At 37.3% G+C, this 16,187-nt stretch carries 18 protein-coding genes and 2 pseudogenes; 3 read left to right on the forward strand and 17 right to left on the reverse strand.

Features of this window, described 5'->3' with window-relative positions; all coding sequences use genetic code 11:
- Window positions 1-523: 523 nt before the first annotated feature.
- Window positions 524-904 (forward strand): DUF805 domain-containing protein, encoded by a 381-nt coding sequence (locus tag M5X66_RS09520; RefSeq protein ID WP_036953139.1) that lies wholly within the window; start codon window positions 524-526, stop codon window positions 902-904.
- Window positions 905-999: 95 nt separating this feature from the next.
- Here the strand turns inward: M5X66_RS09520 and M5X66_RS09525 are convergent, their stop codons facing one another.
- The 4 genes and pseudogenes from M5X66_RS09525 to M5X66_RS09540 all read right to left on the reverse strand — a co-directional run bounded on the left by M5X66_RS09525 (window position 1,000) and on the right by M5X66_RS09540 (window position 3,196).
- The gene (locus M5X66_RS09525; RefSeq protein ID WP_270103456.1) at window positions 1,000-1,314 is read right to left on the reverse strand and encodes a hypothetical protein; all 315 of its coding nucleotides are present in this window, start codon (window positions 1,312-1,314) and stop codon (window positions 1,000-1,002) included.
- Between the two features lie 30 nt (window positions 1,315-1,344).
- A complete protein-coding gene (locus M5X66_RS09530) occupies window positions 1,345-1,758 on the reverse strand; it encodes a hypothetical protein (RefSeq protein WP_270103457.1) in 414 nt (137 codons plus the stop codon).
- A 448-nt stretch (window positions 1,759-2,206) separates the two neighbouring features.
- Window positions 2,207-2,374 (reverse strand): annotated as a pseudogene (locus M5X66_RS09535) (NADP-dependent isocitrate dehydrogenase); the annotation flags it as partial.
- 354 nt (window positions 2,375-2,728) lie between these two features.
- The gene (locus tag M5X66_RS09540; RefSeq protein WP_270103458.1) at window positions 2,729-3,196 is read right to left on the reverse strand and encodes a GNAT family N-acetyltransferase; all 468 of its coding nucleotides are present in this window, start codon (window positions 3,194-3,196) and stop codon (window positions 2,729-2,731) included.
- Window positions 3,197-3,566: 370 nt separating this feature from the next.
- On the opposite strand from M5X66_RS09540, the gene M5X66_RS09545 reads away from it, so the two are divergent.
- On the forward strand, window positions 3,567-4,103 hold the full coding sequence (locus M5X66_RS09545; RefSeq protein ID WP_270103459.1) for an AAA family ATPase: 537 nt from the start codon (window positions 3,567-3,569) through the stop codon (window positions 4,101-4,103).
- 253 nt (window positions 4,104-4,356) lie between these two features.
- On the opposite strand, the gene M5X66_RS09550 is transcribed toward M5X66_RS09545, so the two are convergent.
- The 5 genes and pseudogenes from M5X66_RS09550 to M5X66_RS09570 form a co-directional block, all read right to left on the reverse strand.
- Entirely contained in the window at window positions 4,357-4,563 is a 207-nt protein-coding gene (locus M5X66_RS09550) for a DUF2767 family protein (protein WP_036975566.1), read from the reverse strand.
- A 173-nt stretch (window positions 4,564-4,736) separates the two neighbouring features.
- Window positions 4,737-5,147 (reverse strand): phosphate-starvation-inducible protein PsiE, encoded by a 411-nt coding sequence (gene psiE, locus M5X66_RS09555; RefSeq protein WP_036975563.1) that lies wholly within the window; start codon window positions 5,145-5,147, stop codon window positions 4,737-4,739.
- A 646-nt stretch (window positions 5,148-5,793) separates the two neighbouring features.
- Window positions 5,794-5,940, reverse strand: a pseudogene (ymcF, locus tag M5X66_RS09560) (cold shock small protein YmcF); the annotation flags it as partial.
- Window positions 5,924-6,136, reverse strand: a complete 213-nt coding sequence (gene cspE, locus M5X66_RS09565) for a transcription antiterminator/RNA stability regulator CspE (protein WP_154632157.1) — start codon at window positions 6,134-6,136, stop codon at window positions 5,924-5,926. The gene cspE and the pseudogene ymcF, both read right to left, overlap by 17 nt.
- A gap of 264 nt (window positions 6,137-6,400) precedes the next feature.
- Window positions 6,401-6,634 (reverse strand): hypothetical protein, encoded by a 234-nt coding sequence (locus tag M5X66_RS09570; RefSeq protein WP_036979450.1) that lies wholly within the window; start codon window positions 6,632-6,634, stop codon window positions 6,401-6,403.
- 787 nt (window positions 6,635-7,421) lie between these two features.
- Here M5X66_RS09570 and M5X66_RS09575 point away from each other — a divergent pair.
- Window positions 7,422-7,703 carry a DinI-like family protein gene (locus M5X66_RS09575; RefSeq protein ID WP_270103460.1) on the forward strand — a complete coding sequence of 94 codons (282 nt, stop codon included), beginning with the start codon at window positions 7,422-7,424 and terminating at the stop codon, window positions 7,701-7,703.
- Between the two features lie 88 nt (window positions 7,704-7,791).
- Here M5X66_RS09575 and catA read toward each other — a convergent pair whose 3' ends face one another.
- The 8 genes from catA to M5X66_RS09615 all read right to left on the reverse strand — a co-directional run bounded on the left by catA (window position 7,792) and on the right by M5X66_RS09615 (window position 16,186).
- Window positions 7,792-8,445, reverse strand: a complete 654-nt coding sequence (catA, locus tag M5X66_RS09580; RefSeq protein ID WP_270103461.1) for a type A chloramphenicol O-acetyltransferase — start codon at window positions 8,443-8,445, stop codon at window positions 7,792-7,794.
- Between the two features lie 199 nt (window positions 8,446-8,644).
- Window positions 8,645-10,159 carry a phage tail fiber protein gene (locus M5X66_RS09585; RefSeq protein ID WP_270103462.1) on the reverse strand — a complete coding sequence of 505 codons (1,515 nt, stop codon included), beginning with the start codon at window positions 10,157-10,159 and terminating at the stop codon, window positions 8,645-8,647.
- Between the two features lie 60 nt (window positions 10,160-10,219).
- The gene (locus tag M5X66_RS09590; protein ID WP_270103463.1) at window positions 10,220-11,233 is read right to left on the reverse strand and encodes a DUF6453 family protein; all 1,014 of its coding nucleotides are present in this window, start codon (window positions 11,231-11,233) and stop codon (window positions 10,220-10,222) included.
- Window positions 11,230-14,139, reverse strand: a complete 2,910-nt coding sequence (locus tag M5X66_RS09595) for a phage tail tip protein J-related protein (protein ID WP_270103464.1) — start codon at window positions 14,137-14,139, stop codon at window positions 11,230-11,232. Before M5X66_RS09595 ends, M5X66_RS09590 begins: the two co-directional genes overlap by 4 nt.
- Window positions 14,140-14,538, reverse strand: coding sequence for a DUF6950 family protein (locus M5X66_RS09600; protein WP_270103465.1), 399 nt, complete (start codon window positions 14,536-14,538; stop codon window positions 14,140-14,142).
- Window positions 14,539-14,594: 56 nt separating this feature from the next.
- Window positions 14,595-14,969: a hypothetical protein gene (locus tag M5X66_RS09605; protein ID WP_036975553.1), complete on the reverse strand. Its 375-nt coding sequence runs from the start codon at window positions 14,967-14,969 to the stop codon at window positions 14,595-14,597.
- A gap of 42 nt (window positions 14,970-15,011) precedes the next feature.
- Entirely contained in the window at window positions 15,012-15,593 is a 582-nt protein-coding gene (locus M5X66_RS09610) for a hypothetical protein (protein ID WP_270103466.1), read from the reverse strand.
- A complete protein-coding gene (locus M5X66_RS09615; RefSeq protein ID WP_154599486.1) occupies window positions 15,593-16,186 on the reverse strand; it encodes a hypothetical protein in 594 nt (197 codons plus the stop codon). Before M5X66_RS09615 ends, M5X66_RS09610 begins: the two co-directional genes overlap by 1 nt.
- Window position 16,187: the final 1 nt, after the last annotated feature.

The following is a 16,187-nucleotide window of genomic DNA, read 5'->3' on the forward strand; positions in this document are numbered from 1 at the left end:
TCCTCTAATTTTTATATTTATTCTGATAGTTAAATTACTATTTATTTTAATGAAATTGAAATTTTATACGTAAAAACACTACCAGAAGGATGCGCCTAATTTTACTGTGCTTACGTTTAAAGTTAAAGGTTAAAGGTTAAAGGTTAAAGGTTAAAGGTTAAAGGTTAAAGGTTAAAGGTTAGATTACCTCACTGAGCTCAAGAAATTTAGAGCTTAGATGCACTACCATACAAAGACTCTCGGTCATACTATCTTTATCTCTAACATAAAACTATTTTCATTTAAGTCATACATTTTTAAAATAAGAAAAAACCAGCACAATCTTTTAGCAAAGTGAAATAAGCTGCTAGAATTAATGTAAAGTTTCGCAAGTATGCCTGTTTTTAACAGATTATCTCATGGGAGATGGATTAATTTATTGAGAGTTATCTTACTGTTATCTTGAAATATACAGATAATGCTGATTTACACAAATTTAAGTTCTACCTATACTCACCACTCAATTTTTCGTCAAGGAATAAACATGAATTGGTATTTAGAAGTCATCAAAAATAACTATGCTAATTTCGAAGGTCGTGCTAGACGTAAAGAGTATTGGATGTTTACTCTTATTAACATGATCATCATTATGGTTCTATATGCATTGATCATTTCATCTGTTGATTACACAACAGGCGAAATGGGTGGATTAGGAATGATCGCTGGAATTTTATTAGGGATCTATGCGTTAGCCACTATCGTCCCTTCCATTGCTGTATCTGTACGTCGCTTACATGATACTGAAAAATCAGGCTGGTGGTATTTAATCTCATTTATCCCATTTGGTGCGATCGTTTTGCTCGTCTTCATGTGCTTAGAGGGTACTAAAGGCGACAACCGTTTTGGCGCAGATCCAAAAGCATAAAAATAGTGCCCCTTATTATGTAAGGGGCTTATTTAACTACCCTTTTAAATTCTCTTCAAAATATCTTTAATCTATTTGCTTCAATACATTGTCCGCTAGTAAAACACGGTTTCCGTAATACTTCTTTTCGGCAACTTTATTGTTTTTCCATTTGATACGATTGTGAGTATAAAGTTGCATTTGTGTGCAATATTTTGCTCGTCATAATCACATTTAGAATCAACAACTAAGATTGGCAAACCAAGTGCCTTAATTTCCATTTGAAGATCAAATGGCTTAGTTATGTCTTTGCCGTAACTAATGATACTTTCAGAGAAAACAACATTATCTTTATAATATTTTATCGTCTCAGGAAGGTTATTCTCGTTATATGTGTTTTCACTGTATTGAACTTTAGGTTCTGCACTCATTGAGCCGATAATTATTCCATCATTATTGTACTAATATATTAACTTTCCATTGCTATCAGTTCTTGAAATAATCAAACAATTCTCTGCCACTTCCATTTCAACAGGTCCATTTGCATCTGAACCCACTAATTTATTTTTTTCTCGCTTGACTGAAAGCCAGTTAGCAATGCTATTTAAATACTCATCTTTTTTTTGTTTCATCGTGAAACTATCAACACAACCATCACGACCAACCTTTAATGCAGACTGATAATTAATGGTTTCATCCTCATTATAAACAAAGGTATTCAGTTCTTTGATATTGCCTTTAACTGGATTAAAATCATAGAGTTGAGCAAAATTAAAAACGATCGGGTTATACTCATTTTTTTGAAATGCAGCAGATTGAAAAGAGACAGTAAATAATGCCAATTGAACAATTGAAGCTAAGTATTTGTTATTCATATAATTATATACCTCAGAATTGCTAATTTGCTGTGTTCTAAACTTTATAACGATTCTTTTCTAATTTTTATTTACATCATTAATTTCACTACAAATAATTCTTATCATATTAACATTTATCAAACTAACTTCCAGCGCCATTTCTTTATGCAAAAGTAAGTACAAACACTTATTCATTAAATGTCTTCACATTGCATTAAGATAATCTTTAGATAATAGGATTCATACCTATTTGATTGTTTAGAATTAATAAAAGACTGCACTAGGCAGCTGTAAATACAAAGCTAAATACTATTAATTAATATATATTTTAACCCTTTTAAGTTTTCCAAATTTTTTTATGCGACCTATAGGCTAATGTAATTAATTTATGCATTTTCGAGAGAAAAACCCGACGAAAAAAACGGGAGTTTTTAGGCTCCCGTTATTATTCACACTACGTAATAAATTACATGTGTTTAATGATTGCGTCGCCGAACTCGCTACATTTCAGCAACTTAGCGCCATCCATTAATCGTTCAAAATCGTAGGTAACGGTCTTAGCCTCGATCGCGCCTTCCATACCTTTAACGATTAAGTCTGCCGCTTCAACCCAACCCATGTGGCGCAGCAGTATATAGATACATTAATCATAACCATCTGATATTTATCATATTACTATCAATATTTTATCTTTTTCATGATAAAAACAGGAGGTTTTAAGTCATTGATAACATAAATGATTAATTTAGTTTTGATAACTGCTACTTCTCAAAGATTGAGTACAAATCAATCGATTTTAACACGATTAACCCCATCATAATAATCGTCTTTTCTAATCGCTTAAATTATCTTTGCTTTAATTAGACAGCTAAACTCGGCTGTCTGGTTTGAACAATAAGCGGACGTTCATAATCATTCCTGTTCTGGAATGCATGGTTAGCGCGACCGCTAATGCATTTTTAGGTAACAACATACTTTATATAGGCTCTTACGTTGCTAATAAGCGGAACCGACGAAAACATATGCTATCAAACATCACTTCACCATCAGGTTGAAAACCCAACCGTAAAATAGTTTTAATTTTTACCCTACTCAAGGGCAGTAAAATAGTGATACTTTCTAGTTTCATCTCACAGAAAGCACGTCTGATAATTTCGTCATAGATTATTTTACCTGCCCCCCAATAATCTGGGTGAAGCACCAGGGCAAGGTCTGCATCACCGTCTTCATATTGTAATCCCCCCCACCCAGCAAAATGCTCATTAATCATAATTGCCCACGGACCATAACCATGTTCTTTCCATTGAGCATCTTTTTGCGCCACCCATTCTATACACTTTTGATAGTTAAAATCGGGGCTTCCCAATGGCATGTGCCGTAATACATCAGGATGATTATTGAGCGTAATAATATTGCTAACATTGACCTCTGTTAGTCTTTTAAATTCTAAAATCAAATACGGATCCCTTATGAAAAAATGCATGAATACAATAATTCTACTGACATTATCATAACGTTATGGTTCTAATGATACTTTCATGACCTATTCAGCAAAGAATTGGGATAGTAGACCTTATCACATCGATCAAGATAAGCTATTAGAACACTTCTGATGATATTTCTTCTAAGAAATAAATCATATTCACTGCTGCGCTCCATTACATCGGACTTTTGAATTATTTACAGCGTCCGTTTGAATTTCCGCTCATGGCGCCAAACAGTAATACTCTTCGACTCTTGCCATATCGCTAGTCATAATAGGTTCAGGGCCCCAACAATTCAAAGTATTTCAATACTGTTAGATTTCATTATTTAAAGGACAGGTTATGCTAATCATCTTCAGTGGTTTACCAGGAAGTGGGAAAAGTACTATCGCTCAGTCTTTGGCAAAGCAGTTAAATGCTCTTTATTTGAGAATCGATACGATTGAGCAAGCTATACGCAAAACCGATGAAGATAGCCGCGAAATGGGACCTGCTGGTTATTTTGTCGCTTACTCCCTTGCCAGAGAGAATCTGCAATTAGGGGCAACAGTAATTGCTGACTCAGTGAATCCATTGGCATTAACCCGTGATGCCTATAGAGAAATAGCTTTATCCACAGGAACTGGTTATTTAGAAATTGAGATCATATGTTTCGATATAATTGAGCATCGTAAACGAGTTGAAACAAGAGTGTCTGAAGTCGAGGGATTAACCTTGCCTGACTGGATACAAGTCACAGACTTAGTTTATGAACCATGGAACAGAGAACACCTTGTTTTAGACTCATACAGTTTATCCAGTGATGAATGTGTCTCGCGGATCATTGACGTTCTTTCCAAATGCTCGCCACTTGAGAACCCATTAAGCGGAGGAAATTAGTTAAAGTCCGCTTCTGACACAAAGCTGATGGATACCAAAACTTAAAGGTTTACTCTGAATAAGTACCTTATTATAACTTTTTTAGAACAACATTATTTTGTGTTAAGAGGATCAGATATCGCTTCGCATAATTTTCCATGACGCAGCAGTATATAGCTATATTAATCATCTGATATTTATGACATTATCATTAATATTCTATCTTTTACATAGCAAAAATAGAGGTTTTTAAGTCATTGATAATATATAGAAATTAATTCGTTCGTCTAGAATCCATTAAATCAATTGCAATGGCATATATGGTTATCATTTGTTTCTCTTGCTCACTTTCTTTTTGCTCTTTTAAGATCGCAGATATGCGCTCTCCAGTAATGTTATGCTTTGACTCATTTAGCAACATAACAGCCCGACCAACTACTTGGCATATTCGCATATAAATTACATCTTTTTCCGTATCCATAATCACCTCTGAGTATTCTCTCAACAGTATCACTTAGTTAACGTAATTCCCAGATAAGATTTGTATAGTTTTACTATAATTAATTTTTCTGTAAAAAACTCAATGAATTCATTTAATATTTTTCATATTCAAACATTTTCTGATTTTTAGTTTATTAATTATTTTATAAAAAATCATTCTTTGGGCTTTAACCTATCAGCATTAGAAACATATAGAGCAAAAATAAGTACTAATATTGATATAGAGTAAATAATAAAGAGTTGTGGATCTTTATGCTCAACTACTATTAACCTAATTACTGCAGTAATTGCAATATAGATAAAATACTGTAATGGAAAATGATAGTTAGATTGAAAATATTTAATAATCAATGCAATGAACTCAAAGTATAAAAAATAAACAATAAGACCATCTACTAATAAATAAATTGATATAGAATCATTAGCTGTAAATAATAACCCTGCTAATACAACAGTTTCTTTTATTAAAAAGGCTATTAATATAACAGCAAGTAAAAGTAATGCGGCACTACTAATCCACTGTAATATTCTACAAATCAATTTGGATTGACTTAGTCCTGACATGATACACCCACAGGATATTAATCCTTTGATATTAAATAGTAATATCCTTAATTAAGGAAATGGACCACCATCGAGGCATGGAACCTCGACTCTTAGAGTTAATAAAGCTAAATACTCTTCCAGTTGAGTTAATGGTGGGAAAAAATCATTTAAATAAATTAACTACATATGAAGTAATCAAAATTAATATCCCTACTAATATAATTACTACAAATATATTTCCTGAATATATAACAATACGTCGATAAAGAGGAAACCAGTTCACAGAATACACCTTATGAGTTAATTGTTAGAAAACACATACCCATTACCAAGCTTATTTAATGATGGCGTATCAAAGAAATAAATTGCACCAAGGACCGCTATAGTTAACACAGCCAAAATGAGTATGTTCTTATAAATAGTTACAACTAAACACTGAACTGTTTGCTTTTTCATTAGTATACCTTGGGTAAATATCCCTTGGATACCACATTTATTTTTAGATAAAAGCTTGCGGATGCAAGATTTGCTATTCATAGCAATGAGGTATGATTATTTCTTAACCTTAACACATCCATTTAAATAAATACGATTTAAATAAAAAAACCTCGTTGTAACGAGGTTTTAAGTGCTATCGAAATATTAATCAGCAAACTTTTGCTTTCATAGAGCTTTTGCAAAAAATGCATTTAGCGCCATGTGGATTATTTACTGAAATATCAAACTGTGACGTTCTATATTGAGATCCACTACAGCAAGGACATTTAAAGTACAGATAGACTTTTATAGTGTCTTTAAAGCGCCACCACATGTCCTGCAGCAGGACCTTTTGCACCATTTTCAATGATGAATGAAACTTGCTGCCCCTCAATTAAAGATTTGAAGTTATCACTCTGAATTGCAGAGAAATGAACAAACACATCTTTAGAGCCATCAGCTGGAGTGATGAAGCCAAAACCTTTATCGTCGTTAAACCATTTTACTGAACCAGTCATTGTATTAGACATAGAATTTCCTTTAATTTTTTAAGTTTGCCATAAGGCATATTAGGCTTGTTTTTTTATTTTTACTTATGGGAATTAATTAGAAGGAATTCGCAATGAAGGGTATCTTAGATAACGCTAAATGGTGAACGACTTTAAACTGACTAGCATAAATAGACCTGTACTTCCAAACCAGTTAAACCATTAGGCCACACAAACACAATAATAGCAAATTTTATATTTCACTCTTTTGTCAGAAGAGCTTACTATTGATAGTATAAATGCAAATTAAAAAGCCATATTTAGCGATTTATTTGAATACGTTATACCACTATTTATACAGCTAGAGCATATTTTTACAACTTCATAACCTGATTTTTTAGCCATTTTAATTGCTTGCATAGCATTTAAAAAGTTACCCAGATAAAATCTATTTACAGCTATAGGCATATTCTTACATCCAATCTTATGCATTTTATAACTACCCTGTGGTTCCATCATTGTCTGAATGTAATAGTTCATTTTTTCTCCATTAAGCTATACCAGAGGAAGCACACTAACAATCCCCATCATCGATGATTTTAAACCTCTGTTTTCAGAGGCTAAATACCTTTTATTTCCGTGATCTGCAGAATAGTTTTACATCCAGTATACAAGTGAAAATGCAGCTAACAGTAATACAACTATTATTAAAGCATTTCCTGCAAGTGATAAAATGTTTCGGTACAATGTAGATAAATTCATAGGTAGTCCCTTAGGAATTACTTCCCTTGGATACCGCATCTATTTGTTAGATAAAAGCTTGCGAAAGCAAGATTTGCTTTATAGCAATGAGGTATGATTATTTAATGTACTATAACATACTATCTATACATTAACTTAATTAATAATTTTATAAATAAAAACATTAAGTTAGGAGGTATTTTATTTAAAAAACTCTAATAATTAAAATGCTTACTCACTATACATACAATTGATAACAATTTTTTATTATCTTTTTACTTTTAGCTAATCTTATTTTTAGAAAATAAATTCTATATTTATATTTTATTCATGCGCCTAATAATAACTTAACTTATTGATTAATAATTATTTAAATGACATTACTCCTTGGTTTTATGTCATTTTCAACTATCATTTAACCTCTTGATTTAACGATATTCTTTAAATGGTTTTGGGGAAGTCATTTTCTTAGCCATAAGATAAATTTCACCTTATTTATTGACCTCCATTAACATTTTACTGTATATAATCACAGTTATTGTTTATCTGTTTTTATATACAGTACTTTATGTAAGGAGAATGTACGATGGTTACTATTAAAGTTCACTTCGCTGCAAGTATGAAAGGCAAGTTACCCATGGGGACTTTCGATGCATTGAAAAATGAAATCACAAAAAGACTGAACCCCAAATACCCTGATTTAAATATCGATATTAGTTGGGGATCTCAAGCTAATATTTCTATTGATGGCCTTGGTAAGAACGAAAAGAAAACCTACATTGAAGAAACGCTGGAAGAAATCTGGAATGATGTGGATTGGATGCCTGATATGAAAGAAACTGAGGAAGTGGAGTATTTCGATAAATGAACGGAGAGCGCCAACCACTCTAGCTGGCTGTATTAGCTCAGATTTAACCTGGCACAGCCACTGTACAGATCTGTGCCAGATGCAGACATTAATATATCCCGTCATAACAGTATTGCTGTATTTCATTAAGTAATCTACCAACATGGAAACCATCACATACAGCATGATGTACTTGAATAGCCAGTGGCATAAATACTTTATCTCCTTGCATATAATATTTACCTATTGTAAATGCAGGAGCGAAGAAATTATTAATATTCGCAACGTCTAAATTAAAACTAGTGAAACTAACCCAAGGATTGGCTGACACAAAAAACATGTTTTCAATGTATCCTTTTGGAGAATAGGATAAATTGTCACGGTAATTTGCTACATCTTCTGAATAAACTTTTAAAAAATAACTGATTTCTTCGTGGTAGTAGCTCCATAAAGATGAAAATGTTTCAGTCTGTTCATGAAATATAGTGTACCCAGGATGAATTGTATCCCATATTACCAATTCACCATCTTTCATTGCCATGCGAAATTCTGAATGTTCGTTTATTAATCGGCTAATAATGTATATAAAGGTAGGATAGAATTTGTACCCACTCTTCTTTACGTTTTTTAATAATAAAGTAATATCTAGTTGAATTGTCTGGCTAAAAGTGCATTGCGCAAAAGACTGAAATGCTTCAAAATGTTCTTTCCGTTTCCATTCGGATAAATTAACGAATGTATATCCAATGCTTTTTGTATCCATTTTTAACTATCCTATATACTAAAATTTAGTTGATCAATTTAATATACTAAATTATAAATTGCGGTCAGTACAATAATACCATTTTGGGAGGACTGAATATCCGTTCTTCGTTCAAAGTAGACTGTCAAATTTGATTGTGTACTGCCAACGAAAACCGTCAGATCAAGTCTGAAGCTAATACGCTGGCGCACCTTAGTTATTACTCTTCTAGTTTGCTTGCTTGTTTTTGTTTGGATTCTTCCTCTAATATCTCCGCTTCCTCACGCGCAGCTTTTTCAGCCTCTTCTTTCACTACCCGTTCAGCTTCAATTTTCGCTAATTGCTCTGCTTCAGCTAGCTTCAGATTGTAGATAGAATCACTTGGCATATTCACACGAACATCAATCCAGTGACCATTTGGAATATCACAAGGCTCACCCGGAGTTAATTCAACCATTTCCCCATCAACTTCTTTAAGAAATTCAGGGTAAAGCTTGAATCGCTCATATTGAATGTTCTGCGGCAAGTCATGCTTGCGATATGTCGTATAAAGCACAATATCACCATCCTCATCAGGCTCAACAATGCGGCCATCGAATGGGTGCGGTTTATCTTTTTCAAGTACATCATAAAGCGCATACACAAGTGGAAGTTGGTTAATGCCGCACGGGATAGTAATACCACCATGAACTCCACCCCAGCTAGCATCAGAGTGTAAACCAAGCACCCCATGCAGTTGATAAATTCCAGTGTGCAGCTTTTTGAGCGTTACACCTTCTGATTCTTCGTTTGTATCTATATGCTCTGCGAATACCTTAATGATCGGGGATGCGGCTTTTAGATTGCCGTTTGAGTCTTTGGTTGTATTTGCTTGAGTATAAAACTCATACCATCCTCTCCAAAAGCCACGCTCACGTTGACGAAATGCAATTCGTGCTTTTGCATCACCCTGAATTTGCGTAACAAAGCCTGTGTTATCAGCCCCTCCCGGTCTTTTCATTGAAAGAGCCGGTGCGTAAGTTGCAAAAAAATTGATTGAATCTCCATCTGCTGCTGTAAACTCGGTTGATTCAATCGTGTTAGCATCTTTTGAACTTGCTGTTCCACCAATTCCGTATTCATCAACACGCATAAGTCGACCTGCCTGAGATGGAAAATAAAGGTCAGTGGGTTTTCCGTCTCTTGTAATTCTAAGAATAGGTACTTTTTGTATGAAGTTAAATTCAACTGAGTTACTTTCATCACTACCTGCTGCGGCTCTCACTGACCATGAAGCAGTGATTGCGCCTAAAAGCTTCCCTCCTGCCTTATCAAACTTCCCATCAATCAGTTTCTTCAGCGCGATGATACTTTCGAGTCTTACCGTTTCCCCTGTTGGTGTTTTGATTTCAACAATGCCGTCCTGCGTCATCCATGTGTCCATGTTTCGCAAAAAGTATTGGATATACTGCTGATTCGCTAGCATTTTGCGAACGCCATCGCTCATGCTGTCCAACACGAATGTCGCAATCTGATACTTCGCTGCTGAAGCTGCAACCGGTACAGGATAAGTGAGGTTAATCTCTGTATCTGAATTCACGGATAACACGGTGTTCATGTACACAACGTTATTGATGAGATAGGAGATTGGGCACCCCTCCGAGATGCCGGCTAAGTTATCTTTCCAGCGCGTTCCGGTACCTTTTATTTTTGTTTGTCCTGCTGTGGTTGTGATTGTGCCTGTTTGATAAATCATATTAACTCCAAAATTTTGACGCAAAAAAACCGCTTTCGCGGCTTATCGTTGAATTGGTATTTAGAAGTAGTCGTTGAGGTCTATGGCGTAGCTGCCGCCGTAGATTATTTTTTGGTCATAGATATCCATTGATGACCCTGTGTATATTGGGTAACTTCCAATCGTCCACAAACGAGCACCAATGAGCTTATTTCCAGAAACTTTATAACCGCCGGCAAATATGTTGTATGAATCCCTTTCTTCTTCAACCCAAGGCGATGGCGTATCAAATGTAAACATTGGCGCTGCGAATGAGCTCGTCGCTGAATTTTTGTTAAGTGTAAGTTGATGTCCATTTTTAACGAATGGGACGTAATCAGAGCTGTACGTCACTTTGCCTGCACTATTCCATATAGTTAGCCCATCTGCTGGTTGCAAATTGAGCCCGTATGAAAAAATAACAATGTATACATCACCTGCCCCATTAGACCATACCTGTTTATTTGCCCGGTCATATCTCAATACATGGCTTGACGATGCAGGACGCATAAAAACACAGGCTGAATCACGGTTCGGGATAGTGGCAGGAATTGACCATTTTTGCCGGTCAGTTAAGCGAATTTTTTCTCTAAATACACAGTACGATAAATCACTTTCTTGCGTTATCCCCCTAAAATTGTCGATTGCACCATCAAGGCTATTAATAAACAGACCATAGGTATTTTTAGGTACATCTTTCAGGGTGCCAAATAACATGAAGTGAGACTCCCCATCATTACCTGGTAACCATCCGCCACCCCAGTCTATCTGGCTATACTCACATCTGAACGTATCCCCATCCACCCACCATCGACTAATTAAAACTTTAGATACATAGCCATAAGCATTAAACTGACATATTGACATTGGCACAATTACAACGTCGTACTTTGACAGTCCGGGGATATTAAAGCTTTTCACTTTATTGTATTTATCACCAGACCACGGATCGACGGTGATTTTTTTAATGAATGAAAGGGGGAATGTTTTGTTCGTGATTTCAATCGGTTTACCGCCATCCTTGGGATTTACAAATAATCCATAATCATCACTCATGCTGGACGCCTCCCCACTTTCACAGCCCATCTTCCATTTTCGTCATAGACTGTCATTCCGGTACCATCAACTAACACCCTCCCTGCATCCCCGACGATTTTAAAATCTCCGCTGATGAGTAGCTTGTTAAATTCCGCGTCGCCAGTTTTAGCGTCGATATTAAAACCAACTTTACCGGGAACGTAATTTGCTGACGTCATTTTGTCAGTCACAACCACGCTATTGAGCCACGCTTTATCAATGAATGTTTCTTTCATGAAAATTTGACCATCTTTCATGTACATAAACGTTTCAAATTTACCGTTTGTAGGGTTGATGAATGCAAAGTTATTCGCCATAAATCCGATGTAAGTGCTGACTTTCCCTGCCTTCACTTCGGCACTAATAACCATCCCTGCTTTGTAGAATGTTTTGTTGTACCAAACCCCGGCGTTCACATCCCACGTTGCGTAGCCTTCACCTTTTGCAGTAAATTCAGTTGTCGCTTTGGTATTAACAATCGCCATCTGTTCATCAAGCTTTGACTGAACCTGCGTTTGTGATTCCGCAAACGACTTGTTTAATGACGCTATAGCCTGATCGTTTTTAACAACGCCGGATTTCACTTCACCAATTGAGCTTTCTAATTCAGTGACAGATTTAGAAAATGCTTTGTCTAAATCAGCAATGGCTTGGTCATTCTTGATAACACCTGCTTTAACACCATTTATTGATGCGTTAACTTCAACAATAGATTGAGCCCATGCCAGATTTGCATCAGCAAACACTCGATCTAAGCGCTTAATCTGCGCCATTGACTGACCATGCTTAGTGAATAAATCTTGCTGAACTTCGAATATTGCAGAGCCTTGTATCAAGTTAGATTCATTGACCCAGTAAAGTTGCTCTTCCAGTCGCTTACCCGCTTCGGTAGTCATGAACTGCCCGCCCATTTCATCAATAATATCTTTCGGCAATGCATCAGCTTGACCAACCGCTTCAACGAATGGCGATTTTCCGTAACTGTTGACTGTTCGAACATAAAACCAATAATCGGTACCCGCTTTTAAATTCTCTTTCGTCCAGAACTGTCCTTGCCCTAACCGATTGGATTTTGTTGTAACTTCCAAATCATTAGTGTTAGCCAGCTTCTTGTCGCTGAACCAGAATTCAAATGTATAGCCGTGTTGTGCAGATTCTCCAGCTCGAGGAACGCATGTTAATGAGAACATCCCGCCAGTGACTTCAACGCTCACTGGTATGGGCGGGGCTTGAATGTCAAAATCAATAATGGCAGGTGCAGACATGGCACCAGCGGCATTAATTGAACGAACTTCAGCGCGATAAGAGCCGCGAATAAGCCCTGATAAATCAACCCTATCCTGTGGTACCTGAATTGATTGAACGACCTTCACGTCTTGAATAATGTTCACGGTGTTATAGCGAACATCGGCAGCAGCAGATTTCCAACTCAGGTATCCTTGCACAATCTCGCCGATACTAACCGGCACAAATGTAAGGTTTAACGGTGGCGCCACCCCGCCAGTTGGCAATACAGTAAACGGTGGTCTAACAAATGGCTTGCCGATCACATCTTCATAGATATAAGCGCCGTCCTCCTCGAGGAGAATATCAACGCCATCCTGAGGATGAAATTTCCATTCAGCGACACGAAACTCAAGGTTTTGAATACCAATATGGGGAAGATTTAATAAAACAACCTCTCCTGGTCGGTAAGCGTAACCATCCATATTCATGCGCAATTGAACACGGCGACCTGCACGCTTTTTCCGTAGATATAAATTAGAAAGCCTAGCTGCTTGGTATGGGCTAGTGACAAACCGGTAATCCATGTTCTCTTTGATTTCTAACCCATCTTCATCAATCCATTCTTCGATAATGACAGGCTCAAAGTCAGTTTTGATGTACAACTGCTCAGCATCAACAAACGTCCCATAAATCGCATTAGTGGCATCGCGCAAAGCCAGTTCCGGCGTGATATTAACGGTATCAATGATTTGATTCGGTTCAATGCGCAATACTGCTGGGCCATTGTAAGCCTGCATTAAAATCCCGTGCTTGCCGGCTACATAGGTCGGCTCCGCTGCAATGCATTTGTGCATGTGATCGAGTATCGATGCTGGAGATTCAGAAAGTTCATAGGCCCCATTAATTGTGTAGCGTGGTTCGGCAACACCTTCCGGGCTAACGACTTGTTCGTCACACAGATCTGCAGCGACCTTAAATGATTCAAAATCAATATCAGCATCAGGCACACCAAGATAACTACGATAAAAATCGAGAACTACCAGCGCCCCATTGTTGCTCCAGATTATTTTATTCGTGCGAGGATCGAATAGCTGCTTACCCCAAACCTCTACTTTGACGTTTGGCACACCGTACGGGAATTTTTCAGCATCGTATCTCAGTGTTAATCGTAACCATGCCAAACCATCCCCGATCATGTCCTCTTTCCATGATGGTGCATTCTTTAGCATGTATGGGTCACAATCAGTCCGGGAGTTATGAAACTCATAACCCGCTTTATCACCGAAAGTGCCAATCAGGTCATCATTCAGCCAAATTCTACCGATGTGATCAACCTTGTGAGCCGCGAGTGCCAGCGCCATGAATAATCGCTCATTTTCATCTTGCTCCCCACGCTCTTCTTCTGCGAAAAAAAGCAGCCCTGAGCATACAGTTTTACCCACAATTATCGTTTCTGGTGCAGTTGATGAACGCAACATCTGCTTGCGCTCAGACTGATCCCGATAATTCATCGAAGGCATCTTATCTTTGTAAATCATCGCGCCTGCAGCTTGAGTCGCTATACCGGCAGCAATTAATGCATAACCAACGGGTCCACCATAAATAGTACCCACCACCATTAGCGCTGCAGATGCAATATTGGCAACCGTCTTTCCCATTTACTCCACTCTCCACGCTTTGATCGGTTGATGATTAACTGGCATTGCTCCTGACTCGGTAACCGCCCAAACTTTATTTGCCCATATAACGCCAAGCGTCTTCCCGTCATCGCCGTTAAACATGACGATATCGCCACGCATTGCTTGATTAACTGGAATTTCAAGAAAGTGATTTAAAAGCGCAGACTCAATATCACCGAACTCCGTTTTTAAAACACGCATTGCGCCGGTGCGAGTTTTATATCTTCCACGCACTTTTTCACAGGGATCAAAATCACAGAGCGCAATCACACAATCCGCAGCAAATAAGCAGCAATCGTGCTCACCCCATGAAAATGGTTTTTGCATCGCTTTTTGTAGTGTCTCAGGGAGTCTGGTTGTCCAGTTAGGATGTCGCATTGCTGATCTCCGGGCATAAAAAAACCCGCCGAAGCGGGTTTATGGAATTCGAATAATTATTTTTTGCACATTTCTAATATGGCTTTATCTTGTTCAGCACTGTTAGAAATAATTACAGATCCAACATCAATGTTATACCCATCTATTGCCACTGTGGATATAAACATTCTACTGCCAGCATACCCACCATATATGTTTTTGGAATTCACATACCCACACACAGTAACATTTTTTGATTTACCATTAGACTCATTTGAGTGAGATTCAAAATCTCTAAAAATTGCTGATGAAGGATCCGTCATTTTACTAGAAACTTTTTTCTCTACAGCGTCATATATGGATGACTGAGATACAGAAGCCTCTCGATAAATAAAAACAGCGACAACCACGCCAACTACAACTGCAGAGCTAATCATTAATTGTTTGTTCACTCGAATATCCTATACAGTTTTTTTTTCAAGAGTAACGACAAATCACTTATAAATAAATGCTGGCGCATCTTTTTTGCTACCCCAATAGATAGCACGCTCCGCCATTTGCGCAACATAACGAAAAATACGATCACCCGTGTGCCTCTTTGTCCATGATTCATCCGTAAATCTATCTGGCAAACCTTGTGACCATCGTTCAAATCGATTTGATACCGTCACGGCAACTTCGTTATTATTACCTGTAGTCACACCAATATTTGATATTTGACCAGCGAACACAATTTCAGCTACAGCTGGTTTCCCATCACCACCTAAAGCCACCAGCATTAAACTGACATTTCTACCACGACTTCGCTCATTCATAACATCGGCAATTAAAAGTGAGTCAAAACCAGAAAGTGACAAGATAAGTTGCTGTGGGCTTGTGGTGTTATTTTCCGAAACTGTTTCTATGCTCCCCAAAGAACCCACGCCTAAATAGACTTCACCCGCAATAATCAAATTGCCAATCCCGGTATGGGCTCTTGTTACCCCTGACTTCAAATCAAGTTTTGCAGCAATGACTAATTCAGCCCCATCATTAATTGCTTTGACCATGCTATTAGAAAATGGATGATAAAGCATTAGAATAACGCCTCCTCAAACGTAATTGTTACATTAGAAAAGACGCCCGGTCTGTATTGAAAATTACCCTGATCATTGCTGGTTAATTTAAAAACTCCAAATGGGCGCACAGTTTCCAATTTATCATTGGCAGCTGGAGAAACCCTTAACATAGGTGAAATAGGGATAACTGCATTCCCCTCTTTGTCACTAATGACATTATCAGTGACCATTTTCAACTCATTACCAACCGTCAAATAATCGCCTTTACGCAATATAATTGAACTAGCTATCCATCCTTTAGTTTGTAATATTTTACCTGTTTGATTGGCGGTACTTATTCTTGCTTCACCTTTTCCAGTCAATCCTTGACGCAACCAATTGCTAATTTTTACTCGGCCACTTTCACCATCAAGCGCCGCCATAAGAACCTCTAGATCGCGTGATAATTGCTCGGTAAGATTATTAAAGGTTAATGTGCAGCGCCAACGGCTACCCGGAAAGCGCACTGTTTGCACGCTTCCGGTAAAAACAGACGCAAATGATTTACTATTGCTGATTAATTGCCAGTTCATTGTTGCTGGCACAACGGCTTCTGGCCACTCTAATACCATG

This window comes from Providencia sp. PROV188 (genome assembly GCF_027595165.1).
Lineage (GTDB): Bacteria > Pseudomonadota > Gammaproteobacteria > Enterobacterales > Enterobacteriaceae > Providencia > Providencia lanzhouensis.